General features: G+C 63.2%; 19 protein-coding genes. 7 read left to right on the top strand and 12 right to left on the bottom strand.

Translation table 11 applies throughout. The features are described 5' to 3' along the window. Nucleotides 1-19 precede the first annotated feature (19 nt). Nucleotides 20-931 (top strand): LysR substrate-binding domain-containing protein, encoded by a 912-nt coding sequence (locus FZF13_RS08180; RefSeq protein WP_024924182.1) that lies wholly within the window; start codon nucleotides 20-22, stop codon nucleotides 929-931. Between the two features lie 48 nt (nucleotides 932-979). Here the strand turns inward: FZF13_RS08180 and FZF13_RS08175 are convergent, their stop codons facing one another. Then, nucleotides 980-1,444 (bottom strand): helix-turn-helix domain-containing protein, encoded by a 465-nt coding sequence (locus FZF13_RS08175; protein WP_024924181.1) that lies wholly within the window; start codon nucleotides 1,442-1,444, stop codon nucleotides 980-982. Between the two features lie 74 nt (nucleotides 1,445-1,518). Between FZF13_RS08175 and FZF13_RS08170 the strand changes: the two genes are divergently transcribed. The 6 genes from FZF13_RS08170 (at nucleotide 1,519) to FZF13_RS08145 (ending at nucleotide 8,081) form a co-directional block, all read left to right on the top strand. After that, nucleotides 1,519-2,364: a class I SAM-dependent methyltransferase gene (locus FZF13_RS08170; protein WP_024924180.1), complete on the top strand. Its 846-nt coding sequence runs from the start codon at nucleotides 1,519-1,521 to the stop codon at nucleotides 2,362-2,364. A 149-nt stretch (nucleotides 2,365-2,513) separates the two neighbouring features. After that, on the top strand, nucleotides 2,514-3,674 hold the full coding sequence (locus FZF13_RS08165; protein WP_024924179.1) for an ABC transporter substrate-binding protein: 1,161 nt from the start codon (nucleotides 2,514-2,516) through the stop codon (nucleotides 3,672-3,674). Between the two features lie 181 nt (nucleotides 3,675-3,855). Further along, nucleotides 3,856-4,854, top strand: a complete 999-nt coding sequence (locus tag FZF13_RS08160; RefSeq protein ID WP_024924178.1) for an ABC transporter ATP-binding protein — start codon at nucleotides 3,856-3,858, stop codon at nucleotides 4,852-4,854. Continuing rightward, the gene (locus tag FZF13_RS08155; RefSeq protein WP_024924177.1) at nucleotides 4,851-5,825 is read left to right on the top strand and encodes an ABC transporter permease; all 975 of its coding nucleotides are present in this window, start codon (nucleotides 4,851-4,853) and stop codon (nucleotides 5,823-5,825) included. The genes FZF13_RS08160 and FZF13_RS08155 overlap by 4 nt, the downstream gene beginning before the upstream one ends. Continuing rightward, nucleotides 5,815-6,630: an ABC transporter permease gene (locus FZF13_RS08150; RefSeq protein WP_024924176.1), complete on the top strand. Its 816-nt coding sequence runs from the start codon at nucleotides 5,815-5,817 to the stop codon at nucleotides 6,628-6,630. Before FZF13_RS08155 ends, FZF13_RS08150 begins: the two co-directional genes overlap by 11 nt. 23 nt (nucleotides 6,631-6,653) lie before the next feature. Further along, the gene (locus FZF13_RS08145) at nucleotides 6,654-8,081 is read left to right on the top strand and encodes a gamma-aminobutyraldehyde dehydrogenase (RefSeq protein ID WP_024924175.1); all 1,428 of its coding nucleotides are present in this window, start codon (nucleotides 6,654-6,656) and stop codon (nucleotides 8,079-8,081) included. Between the two features lie 40 nt (nucleotides 8,082-8,121). On the opposite strand, the gene FZF13_RS08140 is transcribed toward FZF13_RS08145, so the two are convergent. The 11 genes from FZF13_RS08140 to FZF13_RS08090 all read right to left on the bottom strand — a co-directional run bounded on the left by FZF13_RS08140 (nucleotide 8,122) and on the right by FZF13_RS08090 (nucleotide 14,952). Further along, complete coding sequence (locus FZF13_RS08140; protein WP_024924174.1) at nucleotides 8,122-8,436, bottom strand: hypothetical protein; 315 nt, start codon at nucleotides 8,434-8,436, stop codon at nucleotides 8,122-8,124. A 99-nt stretch (nucleotides 8,437-8,535) separates the two neighbouring features. Next, nucleotides 8,536-8,898 (bottom strand): nuclear transport factor 2 family protein, encoded by a 363-nt coding sequence (locus FZF13_RS08135; RefSeq protein ID WP_024924173.1) that lies wholly within the window; start codon nucleotides 8,896-8,898, stop codon nucleotides 8,536-8,538. Between the two features lie 80 nt (nucleotides 8,899-8,978). After that, nucleotides 8,979-9,452 (bottom strand): carboxymuconolactone decarboxylase family protein, encoded by a 474-nt coding sequence (locus tag FZF13_RS08130; protein ID WP_024924172.1) that lies wholly within the window; start codon nucleotides 9,450-9,452, stop codon nucleotides 8,979-8,981. Nucleotides 9,453-9,558: 106 nt separating this feature from the next. Next, the gene (locus tag FZF13_RS08125; protein WP_024924171.1) at nucleotides 9,559-11,112 is read right to left on the bottom strand and encodes an alpha/beta fold hydrolase; all 1,554 of its coding nucleotides are present in this window, start codon (nucleotides 11,110-11,112) and stop codon (nucleotides 9,559-9,561) included. Nucleotides 11,113-11,328: 216 nt separating this feature from the next. Next, the gene (locus FZF13_RS08120; protein WP_024924170.1) at nucleotides 11,329-11,832 is read right to left on the bottom strand and encodes a hypothetical protein; all 504 of its coding nucleotides are present in this window, start codon (nucleotides 11,830-11,832) and stop codon (nucleotides 11,329-11,331) included. A gap of 15 nt (nucleotides 11,833-11,847) precedes the next feature. Continuing rightward, nucleotides 11,848-12,372 (bottom strand): hypothetical protein, encoded by a 525-nt coding sequence (locus FZF13_RS08115; protein ID WP_024924169.1) that lies wholly within the window; start codon nucleotides 12,370-12,372, stop codon nucleotides 11,848-11,850. Then, nucleotides 12,339-12,734 carry a hypothetical protein gene (locus tag FZF13_RS08110; protein WP_024924168.1) on the bottom strand — a complete coding sequence of 132 codons (396 nt, stop codon included), beginning with the start codon at nucleotides 12,732-12,734 and terminating at the stop codon, nucleotides 12,339-12,341. Before FZF13_RS08110 ends, FZF13_RS08115 begins: the two co-directional genes overlap by 34 nt. A 22-nt stretch (nucleotides 12,735-12,756) precedes the next feature. Beyond that, complete coding sequence (locus FZF13_RS08105; protein ID WP_024924167.1) at nucleotides 12,757-13,230, bottom strand: hypothetical protein; 474 nt, start codon at nucleotides 13,228-13,230, stop codon at nucleotides 12,757-12,759. Nucleotides 13,231-13,629: 399 nt separating this feature from the next. Further along, nucleotides 13,630-13,893, bottom strand: coding sequence for a formate dehydrogenase subunit delta (locus tag FZF13_RS08100; RefSeq protein ID WP_024924166.1), 264 nt, complete (start codon nucleotides 13,891-13,893; stop codon nucleotides 13,630-13,632). Next, nucleotides 13,883-14,710 (bottom strand): formate dehydrogenase accessory sulfurtransferase FdhD, encoded by an 828-nt coding sequence (fdhD, locus tag FZF13_RS08095; protein ID WP_024924165.1) that lies wholly within the window; start codon nucleotides 14,708-14,710, stop codon nucleotides 13,883-13,885. Before fdhD ends, FZF13_RS08100 begins: the two co-directional genes overlap by 11 nt. Next, nucleotides 14,707-14,952, bottom strand: a complete 246-nt coding sequence (locus tag FZF13_RS08090) for a hypothetical protein (protein WP_024924164.1) — start codon at nucleotides 14,950-14,952, stop codon at nucleotides 14,707-14,709. Before FZF13_RS08090 ends, fdhD begins: the two co-directional genes overlap by 4 nt.

The following is a 14,952-nucleotide window of genomic DNA, read 5'->3' as shown; positions in this document are numbered from 1 at the left end:
CCAGTGTTTATTCGGCGGCATGGCATTCACTCTCCGGCAGCTTCAGTTCTTTGTCGCCGTTGCGGATCAGGGTTCGGTTTCCCGCGCGGCGCAGAAACTCTCCATATCGCAATCCTCCGTCACCGAAGCGGTCAAGGAACTGGAGACCGATCTTGGCGTCGAGCTTTTCGAGCGCCATTCGCGTGGCCTCAACATCACGCATAAGGGACACCAGTTCCTGCGCCACGCCACCAAGATCCTGTCCGACGTGTCGGATGCACGGCGCACCTTCCTGGGTGAACAGGCTGCAACCAAAGGCCGGCTCCAGCTCGGCGTCACCTCGATGGTCGCCGGCTATGTGCTGTCCGATATCCTGGCGCGATACCGCCGTGCCTACCCCGGCGTCGAGATTTCGGCGATCGAGGACAATGGCGACTATCTCGAACACCTCCTGGTCGGCGGCAAGCTGGACGTCGCGGTCATGGTGATCTCGAACCTGCGCGATCGCACCGCGCTTCAGTCGGAAATCCTCGAAGTTTCGGCCTATCGCTTGTGGATGCCGCTTGGCCACAAGCTGAACGGCGCCGACATCATCGGCGTCGACGACATTGTCAGCGAACCGCTGATCATGCTGACCATCGACGAGATCGAGGAGAATACAGGCAAGCTGCTGGCCGCCATCGGCGCCAAGCCGCATGTCGCCTTCCGCACGCGATCGGTGGAGGCGGTCCGCAGCCTCGTCGCGACCGGAGCCGGCGTCGCGCTGCTGCCGGACCTGATCTACAGGCCGTGGTCCTTGGAAGGCGACCGCATTGAATCGCGGGATGTCTCGGGTTCGCTGCCGGTGGTGCAGGTAGGCATGGTCTGGCGGCGCGGATCCGGCCTGCCGCAGCCGGCGCGCGACTTCATCGGCATCGCGCAGTCACAGCGCACCATACGCCAGCGAACATAGTCGCGCGGGCTGCTTGCAGACCATCGCCTCAGGCAAGCAGTGCCCGCCTCAAAGCCGATTTCCCCGGTCGGCGACGCCGATGGCTTCCGCCCTGAACGGGCCGCTCGGCGCGGCCTCGAAGCGACCTGCTCCAGCAAGCCTGACGGCACGCCGGAAGGTGGGGCACTCCATGGGGTGAGGGGCGGGGCACCGTGCCGCGTGGCGCAGCCCGTCGCGCATCGCGATCAGACGCTGGATGGTGCGGTCCAGTTCGTCCGCCTTGGCGACAAGCCTCGCGCGGTCGAACGCTGGCAGGCCATTGGGCTTCAGCATCTTGCCGATTTCGTCGAGCGCGAAACCGCCGGCGCGACCAAGCGCGATCAGGGCGAGCCGCTCCAGCACGGACGGGTCGAACAGGCGGCGCAGGCCCTTGCGGCCGATCGAGGCGATGAGGCCTCTTTCCTCGTAGTAGCGGAGTGTCGAGGCCGGCAGACCGGCACGGCGCGAGACCTCGACGATATCCATGTCTTTCATGCTTGACCTCAAGTCGACTTGAATTCGTAAAGTGCCCCCGACGACAAATTTGCGCAACGCGAAGCGAGATACCGATGTCCGAATCCAAGCAGTCGAACGCGCAGCAGGCCGATCTCTGGAATGACGCCAGCGGCAAGGCCTGGGTCGAACTGCAGCCGGTGCTCGACCAGGTGCTGGAGCCGTTCGAGCGTTTGCTGGCGGACATCGCCGATCCTGGCGTGGGAGACACTGTTCTCGACGTCGGCTGCGGCGCCGGCGCCACCACCATGGCGATGGCCCGCAGGATCGGCGTCTCCGGGCACTGCACTGGTCTCGACATCTCGCAGCCGCTGGTCGCCCTGGCGACTGCGCGCGCGAAGGCGCAAGGTCTGGCGAATGCCTCGTTCGTCCGGGGTGATGCACAGATCTACGCGCTCGACGCCGCCCGCTTCGACGCGGTCATCTCGCGGTTCGGCGTCATGTTCTTCGATGACCCGATTGCCGCCTTCGCAAACGTCAGGAAAGCAACGCGATCCGGCGGAAAACTGGCGTTCGTTGCGTGGCGCAGCCCCGCGGACAACGATTTTATGACGGCCGCCGCGCGGGCGGCGATGCCGCTCCTGCCGCCCAGGCCGGCATTCGATCCGGATGCTCCCGGACAGTTCGCCTTTGCGGACGCTGGCAGGGTCGAGAGCATCCTGCGGGCGAGTGGCTGGTCGGCGATTGGAATCGAGCGGGTGGACATGGCCTGCCAGATGGCCGAAGGCGACCTTTTGACCTACGTAACACGGATGGGGCCGGTCGGCGCTGCCCTGCGCGAGGTGGACGAGGCAACCGCCGCAAGGGTCAAGGCTGTCCTGATCCCGGCATTCGCTCCCTATCTGAAGGACGGCACCGCGCGCTTCACCGCCGCCAGCTGGCTGGTCACCGCACAGTCCTGAAACGGGTATCGTGGCGGCGAGGCGGTATCGGAAAAACCGATATCGCCTTTCTGATAAATGAATTTGCGAAAGCTTCGATTTCACGACACCTTCCTCATCAGGGAGCAAAGCCGCCGTCAGAGCGCGGCCCCTGCAGATGGGAGACGACGATGAATTCATTCCTGAAATCATGCACTGCCCTGACGATTGCGCTGACCTTCGCTGGCCAGGCCGTCGCGCAGGAAGCCCTCAAGGAAGTGGGCAAGGGGGAAGGCAAGCTCAACATCGTTGCCTGGCCCGGCTATATCGAGCGCGGCGAGACCGACAAGGGCTATGACTGGGTCACGGATTTCGAGAAGAAGACGGGCTGCAAGGTCAACGTCAAGACCGCCAACACCTCCGACGAGATGGTGTCGCTGATGAATGAAGGCGGCTTCGACCTCGTCACCGCCTCGGGCGACGCGTCGTTGCGCCTGGTTGCCGGCAAGCGCGTGCAGCCCATCAACACCGATCTGATCCCGAGCTGGAAGACCGTCGACGACCGCATCAAGGATGCGCCATGGTTCACGGTCGACAGCAAGCACTATGGCGTGCCCTATCAATGGGGTCCCAACGTGCTGATGTACAACACCAAGGTTTTCAAGGACGCACCGAAGAGCTGGAACATCGTCTTCGAGGAGCAGACCCTGCCGGACGGCAAGTCCAACAAGGGGCGTGTCCAGGCCTATGACGGCCCGATCCACATCGCCGATGCTGCCAACTATCTGATGTTCCACAAGCCGAACCTTGGCATCAAGAGCCCCTACGAGCTCAACGAGGACCAGTACAAGGCTGCGCTCGACCTGCTGCGCGTGCAGCGCACTTTGGTCGGCCGCTATTGGCACGATGCCGCCATCCAGGTCGATGACTTCCGCAACGAAGGCGTCGTCGCCTCGGGCTCCTGGCCGTTCCAGGTGAACACGCTGGTTGCCGCCAAGCAGCCGGTCGCCTCGACCATTCCGGAAGAAGGCGCCACCGGCTGGGCCGACACCACCATGATGGAGGCTGACGCTGCCAACCCGAACTGCGCCTATATGTGGCTCGAGCATTCGCTGTCGCCGAAGGTGCAGGGTGATGTCTCCGCCTGGTTCGGCTCGCTTCCCGTCGTGCCGGCCGCCTGCAAGGGCAACGAGCTCCTGACCGACGAAGGCTGCAAGACCAACGGCTTCGACCAGTTCGACAAGATCAAGTTCTGGCGCACCCCGGTCTCGAAATGTGCGAGCCAGAACGACCAGTGCGTGCCCTATTATCGCTGGGTCTCGGACTATATCGGCGTCATCGGCGGGCGCTAACCTCCCAACCCTCCCCTGCCGGGGAGGGTCGCCCCGCAGGGGCGGGTCGGGAGCCTCGGCGGACCTGAGCTTTCACCCGCCCTTCGGCGCAGCCTCTCTGGATAGAGAGGCAGTCGCGTCGGCCCTCAGCCTTTGAACAGGCGGGCAGGCATGATCTTATTACTCAATGATCGAAACCACGATGACCCCAGCAGTTTCCTTTCAGAAAGTGGCTCGTCATTTCGGCGCGGTGAAGGCTGTCGACGCGCTTGATCTCGACATCGTGGCAGGCGAATTCTTCGCCATGCTCGGTCCGTCCGGCTCGGGCAAGACCACCTGCCTGCGCCTGATCGCCGGGTTCGAACAGCCGACCGCCGGCACCATCTCCATCTTCGGAGAGCGGGCCGAGGGTGTTCCGCCCTATCGACGCAATGTGAACACCGTCTTCCAGGATTACGCTCTGTTCCCGCACCTCAACGTGCTCGACAACGTCGCCTACGGGCTGATGGTCAAGGGCATCGGCAAGACCGAGCGGCACAAGGCGGCGGAAGAGGCGCTGGCGCTCGTGCAATTGCCGGGCTACGGCGCCAGGCGCCCCGGCCAGCTTTCCGGCGGTCAACGCCAGCGCGTTGCGCTCGCTCGTGCCCTCGTCAACCAACCCAAGGTGCTGCTGCTTGACGAACCGCTCGGCGCGCTCGACCTCAAGCTGCGCGAGAACATGCAGGAAGAGCTGAAATCGCTGCAGAAAGCGCTCGGCATCACCTTCGTCTTCGTCACCCATGACCAGGGCGAGGCGCTGTCGATGGCCGACCGAGTCGCCGTCTTCAACGACGGCAAGATCATGCAGGTCGGCTCACCGCAGGAAATCTATCAGCGGCCGAAGACCCGTTTCGTCGCCGATTTCGTCGGCTCCTCCAACATGTTGCCGCCCGATTTCGTGCAGCGCTATTGCGGCCAGCGGCGCTGGGGCAGCCTGCGCCCGGAGGCGATCCGTGTCGCCCGCGCGGCCACCGGCGAAGCGGTTCAAGCGCGGGTTTCCGGCGTCAGCTATCTGGGTGCCGCAACCCGGCTGGCGCTCGACACCGAAGGCCTGCGCCTGCATGCCAGCGTGCCGTCCGGCACGACGGTCCCGGAGCAGGGCGATGCAGTGGTGCTCACCTTCAACCGCGACGCCATCCATCTGATGGACGAAGCGACATGAGTATCGCCGCCGTCACCGCCACCCGCGATGCGCCGGCCTCGGCCATCCTGCCCGCCCGCGGCGGCATATTGGGGGCGCTGTCCGATCTGTTCTGGCGCCGGCCGCGCTTCCTTTTGGTGCTGATGCTGATGCCGCCGCTGCTTTGGCTCGGCGTCGTCTATATCGGTTCGCTGTTCGCGCTGCTGTTGCAGAGCTTCTTTTCGATCGATGAGTTCTCCGGTCTGGTCAATCGTCAGTTCACGTTGAAGACCTATGCCGACCTGTTCCAGGCGGCCAATTTCGACATCATCGTCCGCACGGTCACGATGGCGACGCTGGTGACGCTGGCCTCCATCGCCGTTGCTTTCCCGATTGCCTACTACGCCGCCCGCTACGCCCAGGGCCGCTGGAAGGCGCTGTTCTATCTCGCGGTGATGCTGCCGCTGTGGTCCAGCTATCTCGTCAAGATCTATGCCTGGAAGCTGATCCTCGCCAAGGAAGGCATTCTCACCTGGTTCCTGGCCAAGCTGCACTTGATGTGGGTTCTCGACGGTTGGCTGGCGCTGCCCTATGTCGGCGGCAACTCGCTGTCGGTGTCGGCCACCGGCACCTTCATCGCCTTTGTCTATGTTTGGCTGCCGTTCATGATCCTGCCGATGCAGGCCGCACTTGAGCGCGTGCCCGGCAATCTGGTCGAGGCTTCGTCCGATCTCGGCGCCTCGCCCGGCCAGACCTTCCGCAACGTGCTGTTCCCGCTGGCGCTGCCGGGCATCGTCGCCGGTTCGATCTTCACTTTCTCCTTGACGCTCGGCGACTACATCATCCCGCAGATCATCGGCACCTCGCGCCTGTTCATCGGCCAGGCCGTCTATTCGCAGCAAGGCACCGCTGGCAACATTCCGCTGGCCGCCGCCTTTGCCGTCGTGCCCATCGTCATCATGGGTGTCTATCTATGGGGTGCCAAGCGAATGGGGGCCTTCGATGCGCTCTGATCGTGGCCAGTCGGCACCCCTTGGCCTGAAGATAGCCGCCGCCTGCGGCCTGCTCTTCCTGCACGTGCCCATCCTGCTCATCTTCGTCTATGCCTTCACGACGGAGGAAAAGAGCTATCAGTGGCCACCGCCCGGCCTGACCACCGAGTGGTTCGCCGTCACCTGGAACCGGCCGGATGTGTGGGCGGCGCTGTCGCTGTCCGTCAGGGTCGCGGCGATCTCGACATTGGTCGCGCTGATCCTCGGCACGCTGTGCGCGGCGGCCGTCTCACGCTCCCGCTTCTTCGGCCGCGAGGCGGTGTCGTTGCTCGTCATCCTGCCGATTGCCTTGCCCGGCATCATCACCGGCATCGCACTGCGCTCGGCCTTCGCGCTCACCGACATCCCGTTCTCGTTCTGGACGATCGTGCTTGGCCACGCCACTTTCTGCGTGGTCGTAGTCTATAACAACGCCGTCGCCCGCTTCCGCCGCACCTCCGGCTCGCTCATCGAGGCCTCCTACGATCTTGGCGCCGACGGGTTCCAGACCTTCCGGCACGTCGTGTTGCCCAACATCGCAACGGCGCTGCTTGCCGGCGGCATGCTGGCCTTTGCCCTGTCCTTCGACGAGGTCATCGTCACCACCTTCACCGCCGGCCAGCAGCAGACGCTACCGATCTGGATGCTGGAGGAACTGATCCGGCCGCGCCAGCGCCCGGTCACCAATGTCGTGGCCATGGTGGTCGTGCTGGTGACGCTGCTGCCCATCCTCTTTGCCTATTACCTCACCCGCGACGGCGACCAGGTCGCCGGGTCGGGCAAATAACGACCTTCGAAAGGGAGACTGTCATGGACACTGAGATGCTGATCGGCGCCACCTTCGAAAAAGGCGCGGAGGCGGAGGAAGCCGTGTTGAACCCGCGCACCGGCGCCACCATCCTCAGCCTGCCGGAGGCAAGCGAAGCGCAGATCGAGCGCGCCGTGGCGGCCGCCGAAAAGGCCTTCGCAACCTGGTCGCGCACCACGCCCGCACAGCGCTCCGCCTATCTTCTCAGGATCGCCGACCGCATCGAGGCCGAGGCCAAGGAATTCGCGGCGCTCGAAGCCCTGAATTGCGGCAAGCCGATCAACGCCGTGCTCAATGACGAGATCCCGGCGATCGTCGACTGCTATCGTTTCTTCGCCGGCGCGGTGCGTTCCATGCCCGGTCAGGTCGCCGGCGAATATCTGCCTGGCCACACCTCGATGGTCCGCCGCGATCCGATCGGCATCGTTGCGTCCATCGCACCGTGGAACTACCCGCTGATGATGGCCGCTTGGAAATTGGCGCCGGCCATTGCTGGCGGTAACACCGTGGTGTTCAAGCCATCGGAGCAGACGCCGCTCACTGCGCTCAAGCTTGCGCGCATTCTGGCTGACATTCTGCCCGAAGGCGTGGTCAACGTCGTGCTCGGTCGCGGCGAAAGCGTCGGCAGCCCGCTGATCAACCACCCCAAGGTCAACATGATCTCGATCACCGGCGACATCGCCACAGGCAAGAAGGTGCTGCAGGCGGCCGCGAAATCGGTCAAGCGCACGCATCTCGAGCTCGGCGGCAAGGCGCCGGTCATCGTCTTCGACGATGCCGACCTCGATGCCGTCGTCACCGGCCTGCGCGCCTTCGGCTACTACAATGCCGGCCAGGATTGCACGGCTGCCTGCCGCGTCTATGCCGGCAAGAAGATCTACGACAAGCTGGTTTCCAAATTGTCGTCGGCGGTCTCGACCATCCGGTACGATCGCCCGGACGATACCGAAAACGAGATCGGCCCGCTGATCTCCAGGCGCCAGCGCGACCGCGTCGCATCCTTCGTCGAACGCGCTTCCGAACTGAAACATATCGAGATCACCACGGGTGGCAAACCCGGAGACAGTTCGGGCTTCTACTTCCAGCCGACCGTCATTGCCGGTGCCTTGCAGGACGATGAGATCGTGCGCCGCGAGGTGTTCGGCCCGGTCGTTTCCGTCACCCGCTTCTCCGATGTCGACGAAGCGGTCGGCTGGGCCAATGACAGCGACTACGGCCTTGCCTCGTCGGTCTGGACCAAGGACGTCTCGCGTGCCATGGCCACCGCCGCCCGCCTGCAATATGGCTGCACCTGGATCAACACCCACTTCATGCTGACCAACGAGATGCCGCATGGCGGCCTGAAGCAGTCCGGCTACGGCAAGGACATGTCACTCTACGCGCTGGAAGACTATACGGCCGTGCGCCACGTCATGGTGGCGCATGGATAAGGTTCTTCTCCCCGTCTACGGGGAGAAGGACGAGGGAGCGCTACTCCACCACGCGGAAGATTTGCCAGAGACTGGAGCCTGACACGACATAGGGCTCCATCTCCTTGCCCCATTTGGTATGCGCGTCGATTTTGCCGATCTTGGCGAAAAACTCCTCCAGCCGGGCGAGACTCTCGACCTGGTGATGGGTCTCGATCGTCGCTTCTCGTGCGCCGATCGATCCGGTCATGATCTGGAATTTGAGATCGGCGATGTTGACCTGTGAGCCGATCTCGCGCTCCCATTTCCGCATCAGCTCGAGCACGGTCTGCTTTTGTCCGAACTTGGCGTCGATCTGCCATCTGGCGCTGAACATGCTGGGGCTCCTCCCGTGATTTGCGGCTCGAAGATCATCCCCGGCCGCTGAAACAGAGCCCATCCCGTTTCGATCGGGATGGGCAGGCTCGTTGTCGATCTATTCGTCCCAGGCTTGCACGACTGTCTGCCGGGCGATGAGACCGTTCTTCAGCTCAAGCATCGCCGCGCAAAAAACCTTGGTGCCGTCCGGGTAGGCGCAGGCTTGCGTGAAGGCGAGGCTGTCGCCCTCGGCGATGGTGGTGTCGACCTTGTGCGTCATCGCACGGCTGCAGATGTCGTCCCAGAAAGTGCTGATTGCCGCGCGGCCGCGGACTTCGCGCGGCTTGCTCGGCGGATTGTTGCGGTCGATCACCCGCACCAGCGCATCGTCGGCGTAGAAGCTCGACAGCAGCTTGCCGTCGCGGCCCTCGATCGCCTTCTTGATCGCTGCGCCATCCACTGCTTTTGTCTTGGTCAGCATTTTGATCTCCATGGCCCGTTTGATCCGGGCGTTCGTGTTGATCGGATGCTGCCCGGCGCGCCTCGCCGGGCAGCTTTTCGTCACTGCGACTTCGCCTTGACGGCGGCGAACAGGTCATCCGTCTGCTTCTTGAAGGTGGCCAGGTCGACCTGGCTGCCGTTGAGCATCGTCGACCAGTGGCGCACGATCGCTGCCATGGCCACGGCCTCCTTGATCTCCTCGTCGCTCGCGCCATTGGCCTTGGCCGCCAACGTGTGGAAGTAGATGCAGTACTGGCAGGGGATCTGCGAAGCCACGGCCAGCCCCATCAGTTCCTTGGTCTTGCCGTCGAGCGCGGTCTTGGGATTGAGCTGAACCCCTTTGATTTCGGCCCAGGCGCCGGCAACGGCAACGTCCGGCAATGTCTTGAACATGTCGGGCACCGAGCCGAACGTGGCCTGGATGTCCTTGTAGGCGGCGGTTGCCGAAGCATCTTCGGCCCGCGCCGGCGTGACGACCAGCAATGCGCCTGCCGCCAATGCAAGCAATCCGGTCTTGCTAATCGATTTCAGCATTTCATCCTCCATTCGCAGCGCCGCAACGGCGACATCGCCTGGCCTGCATGGAGCAAACCGTAGTCCTCAAGGAGCCTGGCCGCTTCGCTCGAAAGCGCCATGGCTGTCATGGCCCGTCCGGGCCAGTGTGCCTGGCCGAAAAAGCCGCCGCAGCCGCCCGCGATGGCAGGTCGAGCTTGAGCAATATGTTGGCGACATGCCGCTTCACGGTATGCTCGCTGAGCTTCAGTTCGGCGGCGATCGCCGCGTTGCTCTTGCCGTCGGCGATAAGGCTCACCACCTCGCTTTCCCGCGCCGTCAGGGTTGCCGGCTCCAAGGGGTGGGTTTTGGGACGGCAGGCCGGTTCCAGATGCTGTTCGGAGGTTGCCTGGACCACCGGCAACGGCTCGCCCAATTCGTCGAGGCTGACGCGGCCCGCGTCGACGAAGTGGAGGCCGGAGCCCACCGCAAGTTCGGCGACCAGCCGCGAAGCGATTATGTCGCCGCGCCCGGCATGGCTGGCGAGTTGCATCGTTACCCTTGCTGTCAGGCCGGTCGGCTGGCCGCGCAATTCGATCTCTCCGACATGCGCGCCCTGCGCGCTCGCCACCCCGATCTGCTGCGCCGCTTCGCGCAACGCCGCCGCGCAGCGTATGGCGCGTGCCGGTCCGTCGAAGCGCGCCATCATCATCTCGCCATGCGTGCCTGCGACGCGCCCGCCATAGCGACCGACCAGCAACCGCCACGTCACGTGGAAGCGCTGGCTCCGCTCACTCCACATGCGGTCGCCAAGCCCGGCCGTGTCGTAGATCCGCGTCGCCAGCAGCGCGGAGAGCACGCGCTCGGTGTCGGCTACCGCCGGTTGGCCGGTTAGGAATTCCTCGACGAGGTCGGCCACCCGGTCGACGTCCCCGGTCCACACCGGATGATCGCGCCCGGGTATCTCGACGAGCCTGGCGCCCGGAATCTTCCTGGCGAGGAAGCGGCTGGCCTCCAGGTCGACGCGCACGTCGTTGCGGCGATGGATCAGCAGCGTCGATGCGCGGATCATCGGGAGGATGCCACGCACGTCGATCCCTGCATTCATGCGGGCGAGTGTAGCTGCGGCAGTCGGGCTGGCCGACAGCCGCTCGAACCGTGCCCACCATTGGATAAAATGCGCATCGTCCACGCGCCCTGGCGCGAAATTCGGCAAGGTTGCGCCAGTGCCCCACGAGGTCTCGGCCGTTTCGATGAAGGCTTCCAGATGCTCTGGCGGCATCACCCATTTGTGGAAATGCGCGTAGCCGCCATAGAGAACCAGCGCCCGCGTTCGCTCCGGATAGGTGGCGGCGAACAGCATCGCCATCGGCGCGCCTTCCGAGGCGCCGAGCAGCGCCGCTCTGCCGCTGCCGGCGGCGTCCATCACCGCGCGTACATCGTCCATGCGGGTTTCGAGGCTGGGCAGGTGACGGCTGTCAACGCGGTCGGAAAGCCCGGTGCCGCGTTTGTCGAACAAGATCAGTCGCGAGAAGGCGGAGAGCCGTTTCAACAGGCGGCTGTAGCCCTCGTCTTCCCAATGCAGGTCGAGATTGGAGATGTAGCCCGGCACGAAGACGAGATCGAACGAACCCTGACCGACCACCTGATAGGCGATCCGCACATCCCCGCTGCGCGCGTATCTGGTCTCGATCGGCCTCACGCGACTGCCTCGCCCGGCCAGACAACATTTTTGGTCCCAGCAGACCCTGCCTGCTGGGGTAGACACATTTTAGAGACCGAAAATACACCCATTCCGCCATCGGTGCATCGTAGCTTTTGTTGGTAGGGGATGGGTCGTTGGTTTCCTTCCGCCTGATGTCGCCATCCGGCATTTGGAACAGTTGCCCGTACGCAGGTAAGTGCTGACGGAACCACCCTACTCGCAGCGGAGTGTGACCGTTCCTTGATAGCTGCCGGCGGCGTAGATGCCCGAGCTCTTGGTGGCGATCAGGTCGATTTGAACGCTGTGTGGGCCGTTCAGAATCTTGACCGGAGTGTTTTGCGGCTGGTCGGTGCTGCTGCCGTCGATGCGGAACACCGTACTGAAGCTGACATTGGTGCCGCCACCGGAGGGCGCGCTGGAAAAGCTGGCCGGCGGCACCACGGACAGGGCGAAGCAGTTGAGCAGCTGGACGAGGCTGCACAACACGCCGAGCAGACCTGGCTGGATGGTGATCGACGCCGCGGCATAGCCGTTGCTGGCCGTCTTGGAACTCAACACGGACGCGTTGGCATTGGTCGTCATGGTTCCGGTCTTCGTCACCATGATGGTGCACGTGCCGTCCACGGCGGCTGACGCGGAGTTGCTGACCAGTGCCGATATGACGAGCAGCGCCATCAGGCGCAGCAAGGCGATGCGGAGGAAGTCGCAAGCCATCATTGGCACTCCGTCCGGCTATTTGCCGCTGTCACCACGGGCGCTCCAGCCCTCCGATACCCAGTTCTTGCGCTGTGCCTTGACCTGATGTTTCACGGCGGCGGTGGCGGGGGCTGCCTGCTTCGTCGAGCCGGTGGACATGCCGGCGTCGGGGCCGACGCCCATTTTCATCAGATCGAGCTCTATCTGCAGGCGCTCGACCTCAAGATTGTAGAGCCTGGAGCAATCCAGCCGTTTCGGCCTGCTGCCCAGCGGTATCACCACCCTGCCGTATGCGGCCATGTCCTGCGTTGTGACCGCCGCGCTGTTCCTGATGACGCCCATGTCGAGATAGGCGCCGGAGCCGGAAATCGACGAACTGCAGGTCGTGCCGTCCGCAGCGCGTACCTCATCCTGCCCTTGCGGGAGCGTAACCCCGGGCAGGTCGAAGCCGTTCTGGTTCTGGACGAGCTTGTAAACGTCTTCCGCATGGGCCTGCCATCCGCTGGTCCCCGTCACCAGAAGCGTGGTCAGGAGCGCCTTTGTCCAAGAAATTTTCCGCATATCTGTGCCCTTATCTGGGTTTGATCATTTGGAAACGGGATGCTTTCAGTGCAGATCCGAACCTTGCGTTCGCTCGTGCCGTTGAAGGGAACGACGACGAGAACCGGACGCGAGGCATCGCCTCCAAGCATGAACTCGGAAGGGCTGACGCGGGCGTCCTTGACCGGATAAAAATCCTGGTCATAGACGCGCACCGAGATTTTGATGCGTTGCTTGTAGGGGTTGGCCGGGTAGACGCGCACCGCGAAGACATTGGAGAAGCTCATGATTTCGCCGCGCATCGGCGACATCGACTGGGCTGAAACCGCTCCCGGAAGCGCGCACAACAGGGCCAAGGGCCCGTACAGGCACTTGCTGATCATCAATTGTCCCTTTCGAACTGGATTAGGGTTCGCAGCGAACCGTAACCGTCGCCTGGTAGTTGCCTGCCACGAATGTGTCCGTGCCGGTCTTGGCTCCGGCCAGATTGACGGTCACCAATGATGTCCCCGGTGCCGTCAACGCGTGGGAAGCGGTGCCCTCGGGGAAGTTATGCGCGCCGGAAACCGCGTAGGTCGGTGTCCAGGCGATGGTGCCGCTGTCGGCGGCCGGCGTGGTTACGCCCGTCGGGGCTGCGTCGACGCTGACCGTGACGCCGCCCGTGGTCGCGAGATTTGCCGTGCCTGCCGTGCCGCCGCTGTTGTGCGAACTGAGGGACTGAAGATTTGGGCTGACGGTCATCGTGCCGTTGGCGCCGACAGTCAGCACGCAAACAGAAGTCACTGATCCATTGAAGATCACACCTTGCGTAGCGGCAAAGGAAGTAAAGGAAGATGCCGCAAGCCCAAGAAGCGCAAATCCAGGTAAAAAACCTTTCATGCGGAGAGCCCTCTCCTTACTGGATATTTGAAACGCTTAAACACAAGCAATCTCAAGTCAAGGCGTAAATGTCCACCTTCGCCTAGATGTACAATGTACGCCTATTTTATACTTTTTATTGAAAGGAGTTATTGTTTCGATTGTCTGTTTGTGGAATATATGTCTAATAGTTGTTATGCTAATTTAGGCATTGGAAAATAAAGCGTAGGAAGCCGTGCGGTTTATGCATGTGCCGCTACTGCGCAGGCCCCATGGCCGGGTGCCTAAAATTTTGACAGGTGGATTGTTTTCTGATCGCGGCGTGGGTGTCGATACTCGGCGACTCGCAAAGGACTCCGGCGTTTTTACTGTGTCAGACGGAGTAATGGCGGGCTGGTGAACAGCAATTCGCCGTCAAAATCAGGCCGCGGGCTTCTCTTCTGGCGCCGGGCGGCGAATCAGTGGTGACGCGGCAAGAACCAGTTCGTCGAAACCCTTGCCGCCAGCGTCGATCATCTCGAACATCTGCCGGCGCATGCGCGGTTCCCAGAACTTGTTGATGTGTTCAGCGACGCCGGCCACACCCTCCTCGCGGGGCTTGGAATGAAAGAAGGTCGCGATCTGGTTGGCCATGCGCACCAGCTTCTCCTTGGTGTTGGCGACATGGCTCTCATCATGCGACATGTTTGGAAACTCCACTGCTGACCCGCTCCGGGCGGGTGAAGATGTCGAACTCGTCGCCACGCACCAATGCAACCAGCGTCATGCCGGCTGCCTCGGCGGTGCGGATGGCGAGCGCGGTCGGCGCCGAAACGGCGATGATGAAGGGCGCGCCGATGGCCGCCGTCTTCTGCACCATCTCCACCGAAACGCGTGAGGTGACCACGACTGCGCCGACATTGCCTTCGATCCCGGCTTTCGCCAGCGCGCCGGCCAGCTTGTCCAGCGCGTTGTGGCGGCCGACATCCTCGCGTGCCGCCACGACGCCCTTGCCCGGCATGTAAAATCCGGCCGCGTGCACGGCGCCGGTCTCGGCGTGCAGGGGTTGCTGCTTCGACAATGCCTTGACCGCGCCGGTGATCTCGTCGGCCGTCAGCGTCAGCCTGGAGGCGTCGACCGCGTCAACGGAGCGCATCGCCTCCTCGATCGATTCAATGCCGCACAGACCGCAGCCGACCGGACCTGCCAGCCGGCGCCGCCGCGCTTCGAACCGCGTATTGGCTCTGTCTTTCAGCCGGATCTGGATGTCGATGCCGGCCTCGACGTCCTGCACTTCAATGGACTCGATTTCTTCAGGCGAGGCGATGATGCCTTCGGTCAGCGAAAAGCCCAGCGCGAAATCCTCGAAATCCGCCGGCGAGGCCATCATCACCGCGTGTGTCGTGCCGGCATAGGAAAGTGCGATCGGCGTTTCCTCGGGCACCATGCGGGCGGCAGCAGCGGTGCCGCCGGCGCGGCGGGCGATGCGGATGGTCGAACTGGTGGCCGGGCGGATGGTCATCGAGTCGATACAATCCAAGTTGGCTTCAACTCTGGAAGCTCCTGCGAAATGGCTACGAACGTATCGTAGTGACCATTTCCCATCAGATTGGCGACCATCTCACGCAACTTAGCAAAGTCGTCGTCCGCAATTCTGCCTTCGACCTCGCTCAGAAACCGATTCAGCTCTGCTCCTTGCCGTTCGCAAATAGCGAGGAGTTGCGAGTAGGCCTCTTTTTTCGAAATCTCCGCCAACGACGTCAT

It is taken from the genome of Mesorhizobium terrae (assembly GCF_008727715.1).
In the GTDB taxonomy this organism is placed as follows: domain Bacteria; phylum Pseudomonadota; class Alphaproteobacteria; order Rhizobiales; family Rhizobiaceae; genus Mesorhizobium; species Mesorhizobium terrae.
This window is presented reverse-complemented; position numbering and strand designations above follow the sequence as displayed.

Bases quoted from the DNA above. Each gene is read 5' to 3' on its own strand.
- FZF13_RS08180 (WP_024924182.1), top strand. From the start codon at position 20: ATGGCATTCACTCTCCGGCAGCTTCAGTTCTTTGTCGCCGTTGCGGAT.
- FZF13_RS08175 (WP_024924181.1), bottom strand. From the start codon at position 1,444: ATGAAAGACATGGATATCGTCGAGGTCTCGCGCCGTGCCGGTCTGCCG.
- FZF13_RS08170 (WP_024924180.1), top strand. From the start codon at position 1,519: ATGTCCGAATCCAAGCAGTCGAACGCGCAGCAGGCCGATCTCTGGAAT.
- FZF13_RS08165 (WP_024924179.1), top strand. From the start codon at position 2,514: ATGAATTCATTCCTGAAATCATGCACTGCCCTGACGATTGCGCTGACC.
- FZF13_RS08160 (WP_024924178.1), top strand. From the start codon at position 3,856: ATGACCCCAGCAGTTTCCTTTCAGAAAGTGGCTCGTCATTTCGGCGCG.
- FZF13_RS08155 (WP_024924177.1), top strand. From the start codon at position 4,851: ATGAGTATCGCCGCCGTCACCGCCACCCGCGATGCGCCGGCCTCGGCC.
- FZF13_RS08150 (WP_024924176.1), top strand. From the start codon at position 5,815: ATGCGCTCTGATCGTGGCCAGTCGGCACCCCTTGGCCTGAAGATAGCC.
- FZF13_RS08145 (WP_024924175.1), top strand. From the start codon at position 6,654: ATGGACACTGAGATGCTGATCGGCGCCACCTTCGAAAAAGGCGCGGAG.
- FZF13_RS08140 (WP_024924174.1), bottom strand. From the start codon at position 8,436: ATGTTCAGCGCCAGATGGCAGATCGACGCCAAGTTCGGACAAAAGCAG.
- FZF13_RS08135 (WP_024924173.1), bottom strand. From the start codon at position 8,898: ATGCTGACCAAGACAAAAGCAGTGGATGGCGCAGCGATCAAGAAGGCG.
- FZF13_RS08130 (WP_024924172.1), bottom strand. From the start codon at position 9,452: ATGCTGAAATCGATTAGCAAGACCGGATTGCTTGCATTGGCGGCAGGC.
- FZF13_RS08120 (WP_024924170.1), bottom strand. From the start codon at position 11,832: ATGATGGCTTGCGACTTCCTCCGCATCGCCTTGCTGCGCCTGATGGCG.
- FZF13_RS08115 (WP_024924169.1), bottom strand. From the start codon at position 12,372: ATGCGGAAAATTTCTTGGACAAAGGCGCTCCTGACCACGCTTCTGGTG.
- FZF13_RS08110 (WP_024924168.1), bottom strand. From the start codon at position 12,734: ATGATCAGCAAGTGCCTGTACGGGCCCTTGGCCCTGTTGTGCGCGCTT.
- FZF13_RS08105 (WP_024924167.1), bottom strand. From the start codon at position 13,230: ATGAAAGGTTTTTTACCTGGATTTGCGCTTCTTGGGCTTGCGGCATCT.
- FZF13_RS08100 (WP_024924166.1), bottom strand. From the start codon at position 13,893: ATGTCGCATGATGAGAGCCATGTCGCCAACACCAAGGAGAAGCTGGTG.
- fdhD (WP_024924165.1), bottom strand. From the start codon at position 14,710: ATGACCATCCGCCCGGCCACCAGTTCGACCATCCGCATCGCCCGCCGC.
- FZF13_RS08090 (WP_024924164.1), bottom strand. From the start codon at position 14,952: ATGACGTCGTTGGCGGAGATTTCGAAAAAAGAGGCCTACTCGCAACTC.